This is a genomic window from Rodentibacter mrazii, from assembly GCF_001998825.1.
In the GTDB taxonomy this organism is placed as follows: domain Bacteria; phylum Pseudomonadota; class Gammaproteobacteria; order Enterobacterales; family Pasteurellaceae; genus Rodentibacter; species Rodentibacter mrazii.
The window spans coordinates 1-16,294 of the sequence record NZ_MLHG01000025.1 but is presented as its reverse complement, the minus strand read 5'-3'; the positions used below and the strand labels follow the sequence as shown (position 1 = coordinate 16,294).

Here is a 16,294-nt window from a genome sequence, read left to right as displayed (position 1 = left end):
CACATAAACGTATTCGTCACCAATATAATGATGACTTAATACCCGTCTGCCATTTTCCACAGCACGGTCGTTTAACGTCCAATCACCGAGACCAACCATTCCCCAATCGTAGCTGAGCTGCTTTTCAATTAATCTATGGATATGTTGCATACCCAATGATTTCTTGACTTCAGCAGTACACACGACGTTACCAAGCGTAAAAGGACTCTTTCTTGATTGGTGTAGCATCCAGTCAAAATACCCTCTTCGATGATCATTGCTCTCATCTTCAAAGTGAATTTCAGTTCTCCAATTCCCCTCATCATTCAATAATGTTCTAATAACAATGGTCTCATCATTGACAAGATAGAAATTCATCACAATTTCAGCTCGCGGTTCCGGAGCGCGTTGAATCAACTCACCATTTCTCAACACAATGTAACCGTTCTTATGATATGAAATCAACTCGTTAATCTTCTCAGCACTCACTTCTGATAGGATTCGACGGGAAATAATGATTTTACCTAATTCTAAAACATAATTTTTCTGACACATGGTGTTTCTCCTAAACTTAATTTTTAAGTAAACATGTAAAGGGGATAACACCACCATTGAGGGATGTTATCCCTCAATGGGTGCAAGGTGTAAACGTATTAATGCATTTTTTCTACATTCGTTGTTTATGACGTTGTAATTTTTTAAACATTTTTACCGTATCTTGAAACATACTTTCATCATTAACGGCCATACCATTAATACAAAAATGCGTGTCAAAACCATTGATAAAAATGAATATATTTACATCGTCTTCTTCTAGCCCGGTCAACTCTAAAAAGAGTGACGCCAAACGGTTTAAAACGAGGCTTTGATAAAGGTTACCAAAGTGCGGTATTGCTTCACTGCCTCGTACTAATGCCCAAATTTCCTCATCTTCTACACTGCAATCGTATTGATAAAGCACATTTTCCCAACCGGTTAAGGCGGGACTGATTGCGTTCATGTAAAACGACGGAATAAAATTCAGTGAAAGCATGCCAAATTTGGTGCTATTCGTACGGCTATAAGGTAAAGTATTCACAGTATTCTCCCTAAATGATGAATCCAATAAAGGGAAAACCCTCCATAGAGGCGATTTTCCCCTATGGGTAAAAGTGCAGTCAAAATTGACCGCACTTTCAAGTGATTATTTTTTAAGCAATCGCGTTGATTTCCAAGACTTTATAGTTTAAATATCCATGATTAATATAGGGAGGATTATGGATTTGACATAAGTCACCAACCCGGAGTTGCGATACAGGAATATAAGCATTGTCAATCGGATAATGAGATACACCGACATCAATCACTTTTCCGTCCACTTCAGTTGTGATTCTATGTAAATCTTGTCCTTTATCTTCTAAGATAATTTCATATTTCATAGATTGCTCCTTTCATAGCAAGGTAAACGTTTATGCCCAAAGCAGTGTCGCTAATTTTACTTTTTTCTCTAACTCATTGACCGCTTTCTTAGCGTAAGTAAGAGAGTAAGCATGCGACCGCTTTTCTGGGTGCTCCTTCAAGTCTTGGTGCTTTTCACGGGCTTTTTCCAGCTCAAATTGAAAATACTCAAGACTTTCCGGCATTGATAAATCTATTTTATCAGCCATTTTTTCCCAGTAAGCAATGCGGTCTTGATAGCTTTCGGCTTTTTTCATTTCAGCCACTACCTTATCCATCCGCCGCGCATTGCGTTCAATTAAGGCTCGGTGACGTTTTTCACTGTGATGACCGACTTTTATCGGTTCAGCTAAACTAAGAAAATCCCGCCCTTCTTGGGACGCTTCCCAGTATTGCTCACTGCGCTTTTGCGCATTATCAGCATAACCTTGATAGCGTTCGGCCCGTTTTTCAGCTCGTGTTTGAGCGTTTTCACCATCACAACGTGTAAACGAGTAAAAATAAGCATCTTCAGTCTGTTTCACGAGATTGTGAATTTCTACCTCGGCTTCTTTGCCATATTTACTGGTTAAAGTAACGATGTCACCCTTAGCATGAGCTTCAGGACATTTAGCAACAAAAACGTTTGGACAAAATTTTGCATAAGTATTAATGGTCATCGTATTTCTCCTCAATGTAAAAAAGAAGGGAAATACGCTGCCCAAAGGGAACATATTTCCCTTTAGGGTTGTAAAAGAAAATTAATCTAAAACAGCTTTCTAGGTGAATAGCTGATACAGCCTTCGGATTTCTCAATCTCAACAAATAAATATTCATATTTATCGTAGAGTTTAACCAAAGGATATGTCCGATTTAATACACTACGACAGATACCGGGCATACCAAAAAAATACCAAGGTATGGCTGAATCGTACATATCGTATTTTTCTACCATATTGAATGCATCAACGGTATCTAAGTAAGCTACATCTTGAGTAGCTTTCTCTGATGCCACGGCAATCTCGCTATTTAACCGATGTAAAATATCCGCCCATCCCGGTGAAGACTGAATCCGTTGACGAAGATAATCTCGCAAATCTATCAAATCACAATGATAGACAGTCAGCAGATAAACGCTCTCCATCACGTCTTCATAAGTCGTTTTACGGGATAAAGTTGGTAAAGGTAAATGCGTTGTCATCATTTTGTTTCTCCTCATAGAAAAATAAGGGGAAACGTCCGTGGGGAGGTTTCCCCAACGGGTAAATGAAAGATAAAAGTGCGGTCAAATTTGAACGCACTTTGGAAAGTAAAAGAAAGAATTAGTTGATAAACTTCATCAAACTCATCAATACACCTGTTCCAGCCAAAATTAAACCTGCCATTTTGTACATAGCTGAAGTTAATTCTGTTCTCAATTGGGACATTTCCAATCTAAGCTCAGCTTTTAACTCTTTTAAATCAGCTTTGGTTGCAAGTGGGCTTTGGCTTTGTTCCAGAGCATCATCTAATGCATCTGCAAGGGCTTCGGCCATTTCGGTCGATTGATTAGCCTCTTGCAATTTTTTTACAAAGCGCAGTTTATCAAAGCGAATGGTTGCCATAGCATTCCCCATACAATTTCTCCTAAGATTGGTTAATCATAACACAAAGAGAAATTTCCCACGAAGGGAAAACTTCCCCTTGTGGGTAATGGAAAAAATCACCATTATTTCGGTAAAACAAAGACCAACAACATTGTTGGTCTTTATTGTTTAAGATCATGCTGACTATTGGTTTTCACCTTGTTCAGCCGATTTGGGCTCTCGCTTATATTTAACTTCACCATCAACTTTAATCATATCGATGCGAATTAAACGCCCTTTTAAGGACACGCCAACATCCCCTTTTTTATGGTTCTGAGTATCCTTTGTATAAGTAAAGGTATCAGTCCATATATCAGAAATGTTAAATGAAATGAGCACTTTTCTCTTTTCATCCACGGCTTTTTGACAACGTTCAATTAAACCTACGGCTTCTTTTCCAGTCACATTGGTATCAAAATAACGATAGTCCACATCATTGTTATCACCGACTAAAGCGGCAATACGGCAAGCTAAGAAAGGCGAACCTTTTTTAGGTGTTACCGTGCGAATATCGCTTAAATAGCCGACGCCTGTGGTGTGTAAGTTAAAATAAGTTTTTTTGTTTTGAGTAGACATAATGTTTCTCCTAATTGTAAAAAAAAAAGCGGAGAAACACCTTGCCCAACACGGGAAAATGTTTCCCGCTAGGGTTAAATTAAATAAGACGATGGATTAATGCCCAAGTATTAGTAGTTTAAAAGCTGCAATAATTGTTACAATCATTAAAAATACTAGAACATAAGGCAATACTTCCATGGAACGTTCTTCTTCTGCAATTTTTTCCACAAAAGAAATAAATTTACGGTGTAATGAAATAAGTTTCATATTGTTTCTCCTAATTGTAAAAAACGGAGAAACATCCTTACCCGACACAGGAAAAATGTTTCCCGCTAGGGTTAAAATGGATTGAGATGAGGGAGCATTCCTGTAAAACAGAGTCATCTTTCTGAATGCTGATGACATTTCGGCTGGATTAAACACAACTACCACATCGGGCTAGTCCGTTGCTATTTCAAGTGTTTTGCAACTTTTAAGGGCTACAAAGTAGCGACTTAATGATAAGATTTAATCTCAATACTCAAGCAATTCATAGGAAAAATTAAATGTTCAAACAGAATAATAAAAAATAAATAAGCCATTAATGAATTACCTCACTAATGGCTTATTTACTTTTTTTAGATGACAATCTGAAAAAATGATTGTAAATCATTGACCAATATAAATTGATATCTGAAATCATTACATCTTCGTTACAATGTGTTGATCTCATTCTCATCTACCCGGCTACATTGTGGTCTTTAACCGGTATAACTGTGGCATCTCAATTGATACAAAGGGCACCCATTTTTTCACCGGTGGGCTCCGGCAAAGAGAAGTCTGCAACTTATTGCTAAGTCTGAATACCACTTGAATATAAACAATATTTAGACTTAGCAATAACCACTTTGTAAATAAAAAAGTTAAACGAGGCACTCCTGCATTACAGAACCCTCTTTCTGAGTGCTAAGGGTATTTCGGCTAGGCATTGATAACCGACAATGCTAAACGGTTTTTGAATATGATTCATCATACCATATTTATTTGATTATTTGACTCAAATTTGCAAACTGTTGAGAAAGGTTTGCGGAACTCGTTTTTTTACTATTTGATTTTTTCTTCGTCGTTGATTCAACATATTTGCAATCTGGATACCCGGTGCATCCCCAAAACTCCCCTTTCTCACCTTTAATTTTTCTAAGCGGCTTACCGCACTGTGGGCATTTCTTGATGTCAATATTCCCCATATTCAGGTTTTGTTGTATCCCTTTTTCAATCAAATGACGTGTAAATTGCTCTTGCTTTTGCATAAATTCCGGTAAACTCATTTGACCTTCCGCAATTTTATTAAGAGCCTGTTCCCATAATGCAGTCAATCCGGGATCTTTCAACACTGTCGGTAAATTATCAATCAACATTATGCCGGCTTCCGTTGCAATCACGGATTTTCCTTTTTTCTTAATATAACCGCGATCATAAAGGGTTTTCATAATACTGGCTCGCGTTGCTTCCGTACCTAATCCCTCCGTTTCCCGTAATTGTTTTTTAAGACGCTCGTCCGTCACAAAACGAGCAACATTGACCATTGCTGTCAGTAACGTTCCTTCCGTGTAATGGCTCGGCGGTGAGGTTTTTAGTGACTTAACTTCAGTGTCAATGACTTGTAGCATCTGGTTAACATTGACAGCCGGTAGCCTTTGTTTCTCGGTGTTATCCTCTTGTGATGATTTGCTAAATAATATTTTCCAACCGGAAGCGATAACCACTTGCCCCCTGGCAATTAGCGTTTGCTCTCCAGCGGATAACGTAATCACTGTTTTATCGGTTTCAACGTGCGGTAAAAACTGTGCAAGATAACGACGTCGAATTAAATCATACACTTTGAACTCATTTTCATCCATTTTACTGATGTCAACTCGTCCTGTTGTGGGAATAATACCGTGGTGAGCCGTAATTTTTTTATCATTCCAGGCCCGTGATTTTTGAGACAAATTTAACTGTGACCGCAATGGTGTTAGTGAGGTATCAGCTCTCATTAGGCTTTCAATAACTTGAGGCACTTCAATTAATTGTGATTCTGGCAAATAGCCACAATCCGTGCGGGGATACGTTGTAGCCTTATGCTTCTCATACAAGGATTGAGCAATATCTAAGACTTGCTGAGCACCGAAATCATATAATCGGTTACATTCACTTTGTAAATCGCTTAATGCGAACAATAAAGGCGGGCTTTCTTTTTCCCGCTTGGTTTCAACATTGTTGACCTGTACTTTCCCCGCCTGGCGAATAGCACTTTCCGCAGTCTTAATCACTGATATATCTAAGCAACGCCCGTCTTCATCACAATATTGTTCAGGAACAATTAAAGTTGCCCCAAATTGTTCTGATGTGGCTGTTGCCACTTGAACGATTAAAGTATAGTGCGATTTCGGGACAAAATTTGCAATTTCCTTATCTCGATTAACGACTAACGCTAAGGTTGGGCTTTGTACCCGACCAACGGAAAGAGGAGGGCCTTGATAACCTTGTTGTTGGGCAAGTAAGGTAAACATTCGAGAAAAATTCATCCCAATAAGCCAATCGGCTCGACTGCGTGCCAGCCCGGCATAGTAAAGCGGTAGAGTTTCTTCATTGGTTTTAAGTTGACTTAATGCCTTACGGATACTGATATCATCAAGCCCTGTAATCCACAAACGCTGAATCGGTCCTGTATATTTAGCAATTTCTAACATTTCTCTGGCAATGGTTTCACCCTCACGATCAATATCTGTCGAAATCACAACAGATTTGGCTTTTTTAAGCAATGATAGAACGGTTTTATATTCTTTTTTCGTATCCGCTTTAGGGGCAACCTGCCATTGGGTTGGGATAATCGGCAACCTATCTAATCTCCAATCTTTCAAGGTCGGATCATATTGTTCCGGTGAAAATTGCTCAACTAAATGCCCTCTAGCCCAAGTTACCACTGTTACACCATCAGGTGTTGATAAGTAGCCCTCTCCTTTTTGGGTTGCCCCCAACACCTTGGCAACATCACGTGCTTGGCTTGGTTTTTCACAGAGATATAGTTTCATTTTATTCCTTAATTACTATCCGATGCTTATCTTGCATCAACTGTTCAAATAATGAAGAAGTCGGGGCAAGGGAAATTTCATTAATTCCAAATGTATCTAACACTTGCTGATAGTGGGATAAAGATAAATTAAAAGATTGTTCTTCTAAGAGATTATCATAGAGAGGATCATCTATATCAGTATAGATATTCATAAAGAAATGCTGTAACGGTTCATCCCAACCAAGACAAACAACAACCTCTCCTAAATTAGAATTGGCTCTAAAATTATATTGACTCATTTCGATGATTTATTTTCCATCATACGCAAGGATGGATTGATTACATCTCTTAATTCTTATTACACCTCAAACAAAAAAGCCCGGCGTTACCGGGCAATGCTAGTGCGTTAAGGAGCAAACAAATGAAAATTTATTTTATCGCTTTTAAAATATCTGACTTAATTTGATTGGCAAACGTTTGGGAGCCTTTCACTTTCCAATAAACGGAGGTATTTTTTCCTTCTTTTTCAATAGTAACATCAACATAATACTGTCCTTCCCTACCAAAAGAATCAGCCATTCGATAATAGACACCTGGTGTTTTTTCGTGAACATAGCCACTGGCAAGCGCACCTTTTTTCCACGCACAGTTTTTATCAAGGTTTGGATCGCATTTCAACATTTCTTCCATTGTTTCAAACCCGACATTGCGTTTTATTCGGACATAAAGCGTATCAATATCTCGTTTGGAAGTTAATGTCTCCTCGAATTTTTGGCTTTCAGCATTCAGCACATTATTAATTTCCCCGGCCCAATCGCCAACTTTCTGATTCAGTGCAGACAGTTCAGCACAACCGCTTATTGAACCCAGTACAAAAAGAGCGGTAACAAATTTTAACGTTTTCATCGGATAGCCTCCATATATGGAATTCAGAACGGAATATCGTCATCAAAATCAGCTAAAGGCGTGTGCTGAGTCGTTGGCTTTGTTGATTGTGTCGGCGTAGCAGTTTGATTCTGTGGGCGACTATCTAACATTTGCAATACGTCACCTTGAATTTCCGTTGTATAACGATCTTGTCCGTTTTGATCTTGCCACTTACGTGTGCGTAAGCGTCCTTCGACATAAACTTTTGAACCTTTACGCAAATATTCACCAGCAATTTCAGCCTGACGACGGTAGAACACGATACGATGCCATTCCGTTAATTCACGTTTCTCACCCGTATTTTTATCCGTCCAAGATTCGGAAGTTGCTACACTAATATTAGCGACCGCATCGCCATTGGGCATAGTACGCATTTCCGGATCATTGCCTAAATTTCCAACGATAATTACTTTATTGATGCCTGCCATTATTTTTTTCCTTACTGGTTATTTGCAAATAATTGATCCCAATTTTTAAGTTTCAGATTACTTTCCACTTCCAAACTGTTCATTTTATTTATGGTTTCAACGGCTAATCTTTCTTCGTCAGTGTCCCAAGGACGGCGTTGCTCATACATACTTTGATATTCAACAGCATGTGATACAAAAGATTCATTATCAATTTCAATACTAAACTTAATCTTTACTATTGCCATAGTGATATCCTCCAATGTTAATTGAATTAAGTTATAGGGATTTTGCACATAGGACAGAAAATATTTAAGAGGAAATTCACTTGATAAATAAAATAATTGTAAGTTGTTAATAACACTTACAGTGTTTCACTTGTTTTAAAATCACCCCAAGGTTTTGTATCGATCCATCTTCCAGAATGGAATTCATTCATCTTATCTACGATCTCTTTAGTTAGTTTACGCTCTTGAGAAAAATAAGATCGTTTTTCAGATTGTTCTTCAATTTGATGCTGAATAATCGTTTTACCATCAATTTCAACTATAAACGTCATTTTTACACTGCTCATTATTTACTCCTAAAGAAAGACATTACTTTTTAATGGAAAGGGGCTTTTTTCGTTAAGGTAAGGGGCTTGTCCCCTTACCTTTAAAAGGCCTTTTGTATCCAACGATTACAAACTGTGAAAATCCAACGGTTACAAACTCAAAAATCCAGAGCTTACAAACTGCTATGATTTCATCATTTTACTCTAATCACTCACCTCTCATAGCTTGTTCTACTTCAAACCATTTTTCTGATGTATCCGTTAATTGGCGTATCATTGTATTGAGTACCGACATTTGCATATTTAGCACTAACCGCTCTTTTTCCATTTGAGCAATCCGCTTTTTAGCAACTGCCGGAATACTGCTATCTTCAATCAAACTTTTCCAAATTAACCCGCCCTTTTGCTGTGTTTGCTGCCCAAAGGTAATGCGCCAACGTAAAAAATGCCCACCGGAAGAGGAGGATTTATCTTGGATTAGCCGAAATCCCAGCGCTTTAGTGACATCATTATTTTTTAATTTATTCACTATCACTTGATGTTGCTGAATTAAATGTTCTCTAATTTGATAGAGTGAGAGCTGTAATTGCTCACAATCTTCAATATTTTTTATTTCACTGAAAAATTGTTTCAGTACGGAATTAAGTGGCGTTTGCACGGCAAGTTCCCGATACATACTACTCAGGATTAATTCATTTTTCATTTCTTTACTTTCCAAAAAACTGTGCCATCCTTACGACTTACATTGATTCTGAACCATTCTCAATCAATCCGTCATTTTCTGTTTCAGCTTCAACTTGCTGCGTTTTTATGACTGGAGCAAAATTAGCACGATGTTCACCGGAAAGAATCTCCAGCGACAATTCATATTTCATCCGTTTGATTGCCGCTTTATAACGGGCATTATTCTCTGCCGCATCACGACGAGTAATACCGGAATGCCGGTAGTTTTCAACAATACCGAAACATTGACGAATCAACTTTGCGCCGGACTCAATCCAATCTGCGGCATCTTTACGATTCATCAATGCAATATGTGCAGCAGCCATCACAGAACACGCCAATTCATCAAATTTCAAGAAAAGGAAAATCAGCTGATAGCCTAACTGAGAATTAAACGTCAATGCGTAGCGCGCCGGCGCAATACTGACACTATTTTCCATATGGAATGAATCAGGTATCTGCTCTTTATAGAGATAATTGACCTTATCAAGAATCTGCTGCATTTGATGACGGTATTCCAATACTTTTGCCTCAAAACGTATCAAATAGTCATCAGCATAGGGATCATCATTGGTTGCCGCCCGCTGAATTTGACTCAATAAACTGAGGCAATTCGGCATACTGATAATGCCGGCACGCGTAATTTTGCCCTGTTCATTGCGAACCGCTAAACGCCCCACCCATAATTTAGAGGCGTGGTGAGAATTAATCGTGATCTCCGGCGCGCTGCGTAACGGACCCGGTTTCTGATTTTGACTATCGGTTGGTGCTGTCATAATAACACTCCTATTTTAATGGTTAAATTTTGTACTTTGTAGAACCCCTCTACAGTGATTAAATTTTGTGCTTTGTAGAACCCTTCTACGGTGATTAAATTTTGTACTTTGTAGAACCCCTCTACAGTGATTAAATTTTGTGCTTTGTAGAACCCTTCTACGGTGATTAAATTTTGTACTTTGTAGAACCCTTCTACAGTGATTAAATTTTGTTCTTTGGAGCGCCCCACTCCAGTGTTTAAATTTTATACTTAGTTTAAAAAACTCTCTCTAAAACTGCGTATCATCTCCGCTCTAGCTTGCCGTTGTTGCATTGTTGGCACAGTGTAAGTGGTTTGAGTCTGTACTGGCACAGGCGTTTGAGCCGCTGATTTTCCGCTTGTTGAAGTTGATTGGTTCAAATGCTGTTCAAGAAGATACGGAGTAAATTCACCTAAGTGTGCTTTTCTGACAAGACTTAATAAATAGCCTTGTGGTTTTTTGATATGTCTACCTTTTGCCAACCGTTGTTCTGCTTCAAATAGGATGGCTTGACATAACCCAAGATCAAGCCCTTCCATCGCTTTGGCAATAGTTTGCTTTTCAAATAGACTGAGTTTTAATCTCCAATCAATTTCATCCGGTGTACCTGTACAGTATTTATTTATAAATACCGTACTGTACTTGTACTGATTCACAGAGTTCCCTAATGGAACTGAGCCTAAAATCAATGAGTTAGCTGATTTTTCTCTACTGAGTTCCTTATTGGAACTTGGGCAAACCTGACTAAGTTCCCTAATGGAACTCGGTAAATTATCGTCTTTCTGACTGAGTTCCCTATCATTTAAGCCGAGTTCCTTATTGGAACTGAGTAAATTTTGCTGAATAGTATCTAAGTTTAGTGAGTTAAAATCAGCGTCTTTTTGATTTTCAATTCGAGAACAATAATCTTGATAGCGGGCTTTCATCCAATCAATATGTGAAACATAATGCCACTGGGTTTTATCTGCTAAGATATTGTCAACGATATGAATGGCAACACCCCGCACTACCGCATCCTTATGCTTGGTTGCCGAGTGTAATAGATGGAGATAATCTTCATTCAGCTGGATAGCATCTAAGATAGGGATCGGTTCATCGTGAAGTAAATAGACATTCCCTTTTATTTGCCCAAGATCGTTGCGTAGGGTTTCGCAGAGTGTCAACCAACGGGTCAGGCGTAAAAGTAATAGGGTTTGGCTCACCGTTTTACGCGATAGCGTCGCATCAATATAGGGCTTATCCGACAAAAGTTTGCCTAACACCTCATAGGACGGAAATAATCCGCCTTGAAACTCTCTTGCTTTATGCTTTATTAATTGCCAAGCAAATTTTGCTCGAGGCGTGAGATACGGATCATAAAGCAATCGAGTTGGCACAGTTTCGTGCTGATTACCAAAAAAGAGCAACCCCTGCTCAGTATTGGCCGTCGTCGTTATTTGCTCAAAAATATTCATATTAATTCTCCAAAGCCTTTGTTTAATTATTTACATTGTTTTGGCTTGGTATTTCGCTATAATGCATTCGGTCTCTTAACAAAGCCAAGAGGAAAGTTTTGTAATACAATCCTCAAGCCCCCGAGGTGCCTGATACTCACCTCGGGGGAATTTCTTTTATTTTTTATTGCGATACCAAGGCTCAACGGCACGCCAAATCGCCGTTAAGTTAATTTGGGTTTCCTCCGCAAACAGCATTAACAGTTCCAACCCTTCCATTGATTCTAAATTTTGAATACTGCCTTTATGCTTGCGCCATAATTCCCATAGCTCGCTTTTTTGTTCATCGGTTGCCGTAGCTTTTCGTCCCGGCTCTTCTCGAATGCCTAGTAAACTACGCCGGGCAGAGACTTTGGTTGTGCTTAATCCGAAGTAAGTATTAAGCATTTGTATTGAGGCACCCAGTAATAACGCTCGATCAATGATCATTCGCTCTTGCGAATTGACCTGCGCCACTTTGACCATTTTCCAGAATGCGTTGTGATCAATACTAATTGCCGCTATCGGCACTTTGGATTGGGCAATATCATAAATCTCGTCAATGCTTAGCCGTTGAATTTCACTGAGCTCCGCCGTTGAGAAACCCAGATGGTGACAGGTATTCACATTCCCTTCTCGAATGTTGTTGACGATATGATCCAAGATGACTTTATTTAAATTATCAAGCATAGTGCCTCCCTTATACGGCTGCCCGTAAGTGACGAACAAGACGGATTAATCGGAAAATCTTAACCAAGGTAGTATCATCAATTTTCGGCTCGCGTTCCGCAGAACCTAATAACAACGCCGTATCCATAAAACAGGCATCGGAGTAGGTCAAATCGTGGGTTTGCAACATACTGAGTAATTCGTAAATAGAGCGCCGGGTTTCATCTTCTAACTCTTTATCCGGTACTTTCATTTGAAAGCTATAATCTACCGGTTCTTTGACGATATGTTCGACGAATTCATCCAGCCCGAACTGTTCGGCAATATCAAGAGCAAGTGAATAAGCTTCGGCTTTATGCTGACGGCTCGGGTAAATCTGCCAAATATCGGCAACCGGTTGTCTCCCCGTGCACGCAAATTCCAACCCATTAGCGACTGCTTGCTGTTCGCGCTGGGCTTGAATACTCATTCCCGGCGTAATACCGTAATTTTGAGCAAACTGTTGAGCAAGATTATTGACCGGCTCAACATCAGAATCCGCTTGAGTTGGTTCAGTATTAAGAAGAGGAGGCACTGATTCAGTCTGTAAAGTGCGGTCATTTTTTGCCGGATTTTCTGGTTTTTCCGATATTTGGGAGTGTTCATCGCCACTAGGCGTAGTAGATTTTTCAGCCTGCGACGGCATCACCGTCGTTGATGATGTACTGCTAGAGGTGTCTTTCGTTTCGGGCGGTATTTTATCTAGTTGCTGTTGCTGAAACTTTTCCACATCCTGTTGGCTATGTTTGGTTTGCTCATCAATTTCCCGCTGTTTCTTGGCAAGTTTCTGAAATTTACGCTCATCAAGATCCACTTCCATATAGAGCATTTCATAGCTGACTTTACCCTCTAATGCGTCCGTCATCTCATTGATTAGCGCATCTTGAAAGGTTTTTACATTAAACGGATTATCATCATTACAACGGGATAAACTATTTTCCCAAATAGCTTCAAAGGTAATGTCAGTCTCAAATTGATATTGTTGCCATACTTCAAGGGCGTTATTACGAATAGCTAATAATTTATCTATTGGGCTATTACCTAATCCATTAAATAAGACATCTGGAATATATGGGTACAAAAATTCAATACATCTTCCCATTTTCGCTATCATTGTATAGTGAATAATATATCCGTCTTTCTCTAACTCAATCGAAAGCTCTCGTGCCGATAACGAACTACCGAGTTTTTTCTCATAATATTCTTTCGCTTGTTGAATGCCCAAGGCTTTCTCAATAAAGGTTAAATCTGCTCGGGTGTCATTTTCAATAAGGTGACCGATAAGCAAATCCAGTTCGGCTTCTACACTGTCTGCGGTGTCGCCTTTCCAGGGTTTATACTGGCATTCAATTGACCAAAAGCGCTGATCTTGGGTTTCATTAAACAGCTCTTTTAAAGCTTGAATACGTGTATTGCCGCCGTCTGCGATAATGTAAAACGGTTCGCCCGGACGTTGTGTGATATTCGGTTTATGATCTAACCCGCGACGCCGGATAGATTCCTTAATCATCTCAAAGTTAGGGTTACGGGTTTTCCGTGGGTTATGCTCATAAGGGCGTAACTTATCCAACGTCACCGTAATATATTGTGAGGTTGCCGAATAATGGGCTGCCGTTGCCGCTGTGTGAGATGACGAAGAATTTGCCATTGGGGCAACATTTAAGTTTCGTGCAACAGCCTCAGCCAGTTTTTTGTTCTTACTACTCATAGCGATATCCTGTTAAATTCGTTTCATTCTCAAATAAGCTAAATTCACCGTAAAAACGGCATTCTGTTTTACCTAAAGGGCCGTTACGTTGCTTACCAATGATAATTTCAGCCAACCCTTTCGCATCACTTTCCGGATAATAGACTTCATCGCGATAGATAAACAAAATCACATCCGCATCTTGCTCAAGAGAGCCGGACTCGCGTAAATCCGAATTAACCGGGCGCTTATTGGTACGTTGCTCCAAGCTTCGATTTAATTGGGATAGCGCATAAATAGGGCATTCCAACTCTTTCGCTAATGCCTTTAATGCACCTGAAATTTGGGTAATTTCTAAATGACGGTTTTCTTGCTTACCCGTGCTACGCATTAATTGGAGATAATCAATAAAAATCGCAGCCGGTTGCCCGTATTGACGGCTATATTGGCGCACTTTACTGCGTAACCGTTGCACGGTTAGTGCCCCTTCATCATCAATAATCAGACGGTTGGTCCAATTTTGCTGAATATATTGCACTGCATTAGCAATTTTTCCCCAATCGCCATCTTCTAATTCGGTCGCATGCCGAATTTTTTGTAAGCTGACTCGGGATTTCATAGCCATAAAACGTTGTAGCAGTTGGTCTGCCGGCATTTCCTGACTGAAATAAAAAACAGGTCGATCTGAGAGTTTCTCTAAAATACTAGCCGCGGCCGTGAGAGAGAGGGCTGTTTTACCCATTGCCGGGCGAGCGGCAATAATGATCAGTTCCCCAGCTTGCCCGCCGGAGGTCAATGTATCAATGGTTTGGATACCTAGCGGCGTTCCGGTAACAGGATCAGCATTGAGTGCCGATTTTTCCATTTTGATAAACATCTTGGTAAAAATATCCGCTAAATCAGCCGCACTTTTATCGGTTTGACTCAAAACAATATCGGTGTACTGTTTTTCAATTTTTTCCGCTAATCCATCTAGCTGCTCGGAATTTTTAGGTTGCCCCACCTCACTAATGATGAATTTCCCTAACGCAAGAAATTGGCGTTGCTTACTGTACTGTCGAACAACCTTGGCATAAGCTTCTACATTGAAGCTAGAGGGCGTGTTCTGCACCATTTCAGCAAGATAAGCCAACCCCCCAATTTCTTCTAATACGCCTTTTTCTTTGAAATATTCGGAAAGGGTAAGGATATCAATCGCTTTGTTGTTATGTGCAAATACGCTAATCGCTTCAAAAATGTGGCGATGGTGAATCAAATAGAAATCTTGTGATTGAAGAATAGATTCAACATCATCAAAACATTTCGGATTAAGTAATAGGCTACCAATGACTGCACTTTCTGCCTCTAATGAGCATAATTCAGGTAACTCATTTTTAGTATTACGCATTGTTGCCCCCTAAACCCCGCGCGAATTGATGAGCAAATTGAGGTAATAACAGGGAGCAAAGTGATTGAATGATCTGATATTCAGCTTTACTGTGCCGATAAACCGGCAGAGAATAGGTTGCAGCTTCACGATAGGTAACTTTCTTCGGAATATGGAAATCTAAGAGCGTTTTATCTTTGCCGAGATTTTGTTCAAATAATTGATAGAGATGCTTAAGCACAAATTTGACATCGTTTGTGTGATCAACACAATTCGGTACGGCTTTTAGCGGTGGGAGTTTAAATCCAAAAGCTTCGAAAGTTTGAAGCTCTTGGTACATGCCAATCGTACCGCGAATAAATTCTTTTGCCGATAAAGTGTGCGGAAGGATAGGACAAAATAGAAGATCGGCGGCAAGCACCGACATATCGACGGTAATATCGCGCGTTCCTCGTGTATCGACGATAATCACATCATAGCCTTGGAGTTTTTTCAATAAAAAACTAAACCGAATAGCCCCGTCCGGTGCGTTGCGGAGCATTTGACTGACATTATTTGTCGGATCATTTGATTGGATTAAATCTAAATTAGGTAGGGTTGTTTTAGATATGATATGGCTTGGCTCAATATCTTGGTAGATCAAAAACTCATGAATACCGCCAGGGGAGGTGTATTCCAAAGCAAAATACGAACTTAATGTGGGCTGGATATCGGTATCAATCAGAAGGGTTTTTAAGCCGTGATCAGCACAAAACGCACCGATATTTGCTGCATTGGTACTTTTCGCAGACCCACCCTTAGTTGAAGCGATGGTAATAACGAATGGTTTTTGAGATAAATTTTGATTTTTCATTTCGATACTCTCTTAACAAAGATAGGTTAATTAAGTATCGACTAGGGGACTAAATAAGTGCTTACATAGATCTTTAATAAAGATATTATGAGACCAATCTAGTTAGATTGGCTCCTCCTGCTGGACTTGAACCAGCGACATATGGATTAACAGTCCACCGTTCTACCGACTGAACTAAGGAGGAGTAGA

General features: G+C 39.5%; 22 protein-coding genes and 1 tRNA gene. All 23 read right to left on the bottom strand.

Going from position 1 to position 16,294, the window contains the following annotated elements; translation table 11 throughout:
* Window positions 1-534: hypothetical protein (locus tag BKK47_RS04730; protein WP_077493753.1), on the bottom strand; the 534-nt coding region annotated here is incomplete at its 3' end.
* Window positions 535-646: 112 nt separating this feature from the next.
* Window positions 647-1,057 (bottom strand): hypothetical protein, encoded by a 411-nt coding sequence (locus BKK47_RS04725; protein ID WP_077493752.1) that lies wholly within the window; start codon window positions 1,055-1,057, stop codon window positions 647-649.
* A 112-nt stretch (window positions 1,058-1,169) separates the two neighbouring features.
* Entirely contained in the window at window positions 1,170-1,397 is a 228-nt protein-coding gene (locus BKK47_RS04720) for a hypothetical protein (RefSeq protein ID WP_077493751.1), read from the bottom strand.
* Window positions 1,398-1,427: 30 nt separating this feature from the next.
* The gene (locus BKK47_RS04715; RefSeq protein WP_077493750.1) at window positions 1,428-2,075 is read right to left on the bottom strand and encodes a DUF3560 domain-containing protein; all 648 of its coding nucleotides are present in this window, start codon (window positions 2,073-2,075) and stop codon (window positions 1,428-1,430) included.
* 86 nt (window positions 2,076-2,161) lie between these two features.
* Window positions 2,162-2,599, bottom strand: a complete 438-nt coding sequence (locus BKK47_RS04710; protein WP_077493749.1) for a hypothetical protein — start codon at window positions 2,597-2,599, stop codon at window positions 2,162-2,164.
* A gap of 118 nt (window positions 2,600-2,717) precedes the next feature.
* Window positions 2,718-2,999: a hypothetical protein gene (locus BKK47_RS04705; RefSeq protein ID WP_237184485.1), complete on the bottom strand. Its 282-nt coding sequence runs from the start codon at window positions 2,997-2,999 to the stop codon at window positions 2,718-2,720.
* A gap of 165 nt (window positions 3,000-3,164) precedes the next feature.
* Window positions 3,165-3,596, bottom strand: a complete 432-nt coding sequence (locus tag BKK47_RS04700) for an STY4534 family ICE replication protein (protein WP_077493747.1) — start codon at window positions 3,594-3,596, stop codon at window positions 3,165-3,167.
* A gap of 96 nt (window positions 3,597-3,692) precedes the next feature.
* Window positions 3,693-3,845, bottom strand: a complete 153-nt coding sequence (locus BKK47_RS12425; protein WP_158074748.1) for a hypothetical protein — start codon at window positions 3,843-3,845, stop codon at window positions 3,693-3,695.
* 752 nt (window positions 3,846-4,597) lie between these two features.
* A complete protein-coding gene (locus tag BKK47_RS04695) occupies window positions 4,598-6,631 on the bottom strand; it encodes a DNA topoisomerase III (RefSeq protein ID WP_077493746.1) in 2,034 nt (677 codons plus the stop codon).
* A 1-nt stretch (window position 6,632) separates the two neighbouring features.
* Window positions 6,633-6,824 carry a hypothetical protein gene (locus BKK47_RS04690; RefSeq protein ID WP_143529584.1) on the bottom strand — a complete coding sequence of 64 codons (192 nt, stop codon included), beginning with the start codon at window positions 6,822-6,824 and terminating at the stop codon, window positions 6,633-6,635.
* A gap of 217 nt (window positions 6,825-7,041) precedes the next feature.
* Entirely contained in the window at window positions 7,042-7,518 is a 477-nt protein-coding gene (locus BKK47_RS04685) for a hypothetical protein (protein WP_077493744.1), read from the bottom strand.
* Window positions 7,519-7,541: 23 nt separating this feature from the next.
* Window positions 7,542-7,967 carry a single-stranded DNA-binding protein gene (gene ssb, locus BKK47_RS04680; protein WP_077493743.1) on the bottom strand — a complete coding sequence of 142 codons (426 nt, stop codon included), beginning with the start codon at window positions 7,965-7,967 and terminating at the stop codon, window positions 7,542-7,544.
* Window positions 7,968-7,978: 11 nt separating this feature from the next.
* Window positions 7,979-8,194, bottom strand: a complete 216-nt coding sequence (locus tag BKK47_RS04675) for a hypothetical protein (RefSeq protein WP_077493742.1) — start codon at window positions 8,192-8,194, stop codon at window positions 7,979-7,981.
* 116 nt (window positions 8,195-8,310) lie between these two features.
* Complete coding sequence (locus BKK47_RS04670; protein WP_077493741.1) at window positions 8,311-8,520, bottom strand: hypothetical protein; 210 nt, start codon at window positions 8,518-8,520, stop codon at window positions 8,311-8,313.
* 187 nt (window positions 8,521-8,707) lie between these two features.
* A complete protein-coding gene (locus BKK47_RS04665) occupies window positions 8,708-9,202 on the bottom strand; it encodes a DUF3158 family protein (protein ID WP_077493740.1) in 495 nt (164 codons plus the stop codon).
* A 37-nt stretch (window positions 9,203-9,239) separates the two neighbouring features.
* On the bottom strand, window positions 9,240-9,998 hold the full coding sequence (locus BKK47_RS04660) for a PFL_4669 family integrating conjugative element protein (RefSeq protein ID WP_077493739.1): 759 nt from the start codon (window positions 9,996-9,998) through the stop codon (window positions 9,240-9,242).
* Window positions 9,995-10,228, bottom strand: a complete 234-nt coding sequence (locus tag BKK47_RS04655; RefSeq protein ID WP_077493738.1) for a hypothetical protein — start codon at window positions 10,226-10,228, stop codon at window positions 9,995-9,997. The genes BKK47_RS04660 and BKK47_RS04655 overlap by 4 nt, the downstream gene beginning before the upstream one ends.
* 21 nt (window positions 10,229-10,249) lie before the next feature.
* Window positions 10,250-11,473: an STY4528 family pathogenicity island replication protein gene (locus BKK47_RS04650; protein WP_077493737.1), complete on the bottom strand. Its 1,224-nt coding sequence runs from the start codon at window positions 11,471-11,473 to the stop codon at window positions 10,250-10,252.
* Window positions 11,474-11,629: 156 nt separating this feature from the next.
* Entirely contained in the window at window positions 11,630-12,181 is a 552-nt protein-coding gene (locus BKK47_RS04645) for a DUF2857 domain-containing protein (RefSeq protein ID WP_077493736.1), read from the bottom strand.
* A gap of 10 nt (window positions 12,182-12,191) precedes the next feature.
* Window positions 12,192-13,907 carry a ParB family protein gene (locus BKK47_RS04640; protein ID WP_077493735.1) on the bottom strand — a complete coding sequence of 572 codons (1,716 nt, stop codon included), beginning with the start codon at window positions 13,905-13,907 and terminating at the stop codon, window positions 12,192-12,194.
* On the bottom strand, window positions 13,900-15,273 hold the full coding sequence (gene dnaB / locus BKK47_RS04635) for a replicative DNA helicase (RefSeq protein WP_077493734.1): 1,374 nt from the start codon (window positions 15,271-15,273) through the stop codon (window positions 13,900-13,902). The genes BKK47_RS04640 and dnaB overlap by 8 nt, the downstream gene beginning before the upstream one ends.
* Window positions 15,266-16,105, bottom strand: a complete 840-nt coding sequence (locus BKK47_RS04630) for a ParA family protein (protein WP_077493733.1) — start codon at window positions 16,103-16,105, stop codon at window positions 15,266-15,268. Before BKK47_RS04630 ends, dnaB begins: the two co-directional genes overlap by 8 nt.
* A 108-nt stretch (window positions 16,106-16,213) precedes the next feature.
* Window positions 16,214-16,289 (bottom strand) — tRNA-Asn (locus BKK47_RS04625).
* Between the last annotated feature and the right edge of the window lie 5 nt (window positions 16,290-16,294).

Coding starts and splice junctions, on each gene's coding strand:
- BKK47_RS04720 (WP_077493751.1), bottom strand. CDS start 1,397: ATGAAATATGAAATTATCTTAGAAGATAAAGGACAAGATTTACATAGA.
- BKK47_RS04715 (WP_077493750.1), bottom strand. CDS start 2,075: ATGACCATTAATACTTATGCAAAATTTTGTCCAAACGTTTTTGTTGCT.
- BKK47_RS04710 (WP_077493749.1), bottom strand. CDS start 2,599: ATGATGACAACGCATTTACCTTTACCAACTTTATCCCGTAAAACGACT.
- BKK47_RS04705 (WP_237184485.1), bottom strand. CDS start 2,999: ATGGCAACCATTCGCTTTGATAAACTGCGCTTTGTAAAAAAATTGCAA.
- BKK47_RS04700 (WP_077493747.1), bottom strand. CDS start 3,596: ATGTCTACTCAAAACAAAAAAACTTATTTTAACTTACACACCACAGGC.
- BKK47_RS12425 (WP_158074748.1), bottom strand. CDS start 3,845: ATGAAACTTATTTCATTACACCGTAAATTTATTTCTTTTGTGGAAAAA.
- BKK47_RS04695 (WP_077493746.1), bottom strand. CDS start 6,631: ATGAAACTATATCTCTGTGAAAAACCAAGCCAAGCACGTGATGTTGCC.
- BKK47_RS04690 (WP_143529584.1), bottom strand. CDS start 6,824: ATGAATATCTATACTGATATAGATGATCCTCTCTATGATAATCTCTTA.
- BKK47_RS04685 (WP_077493744.1), bottom strand. CDS start 7,518: ATGAAAACGTTAAAATTTGTTACCGCTCTTTTTGTACTGGGTTCAATA.
- ssb (WP_077493743.1), bottom strand. CDS start 7,967: ATGGCAGGCATCAATAAAGTAATTATCGTTGGAAATTTAGGCAATGAT.
- BKK47_RS04675 (WP_077493742.1), bottom strand. CDS start 8,194: ATGGCAATAGTAAAGATTAAGTTTAGTATTGAAATTGATAATGAATCT.
- BKK47_RS04670 (WP_077493741.1), bottom strand. CDS start 8,520: ATGAGCAGTGTAAAAATGACGTTTATAGTTGAAATTGATGGTAAAACG.
- BKK47_RS04665 (WP_077493740.1), bottom strand. CDS start 9,202: ATGAAAAATGAATTAATCCTGAGTAGTATGTATCGGGAACTTGCCGTG.
- BKK47_RS04660 (WP_077493739.1), bottom strand. CDS start 9,998: ATGACAGCACCAACCGATAGTCAAAATCAGAAACCGGGTCCGTTACGC.
- BKK47_RS04650 (WP_077493737.1), bottom strand. CDS start 11,473: ATGAATATTTTTGAGCAAATAACGACGACGGCCAATACTGAGCAGGGG.
- BKK47_RS04645 (WP_077493736.1), bottom strand. CDS start 12,181: ATGCTTGATAATTTAAATAAAGTCATCTTGGATCATATCGTCAACAAC.
- BKK47_RS04640 (WP_077493735.1), bottom strand. CDS start 13,907: ATGAGTAGTAAGAACAAAAAACTGGCTGAGGCTGTTGCACGAAACTTA.
- dnaB (WP_077493734.1), bottom strand. CDS start 15,273: ATGCGTAATACTAAAAATGAGTTACCTGAATTATGCTCATTAGAGGCA.
- BKK47_RS04630 (WP_077493733.1), bottom strand. CDS start 16,105: ATGAAAAATCAAAATTTATCTCAAAAACCATTCGTTATTACCATCGCT.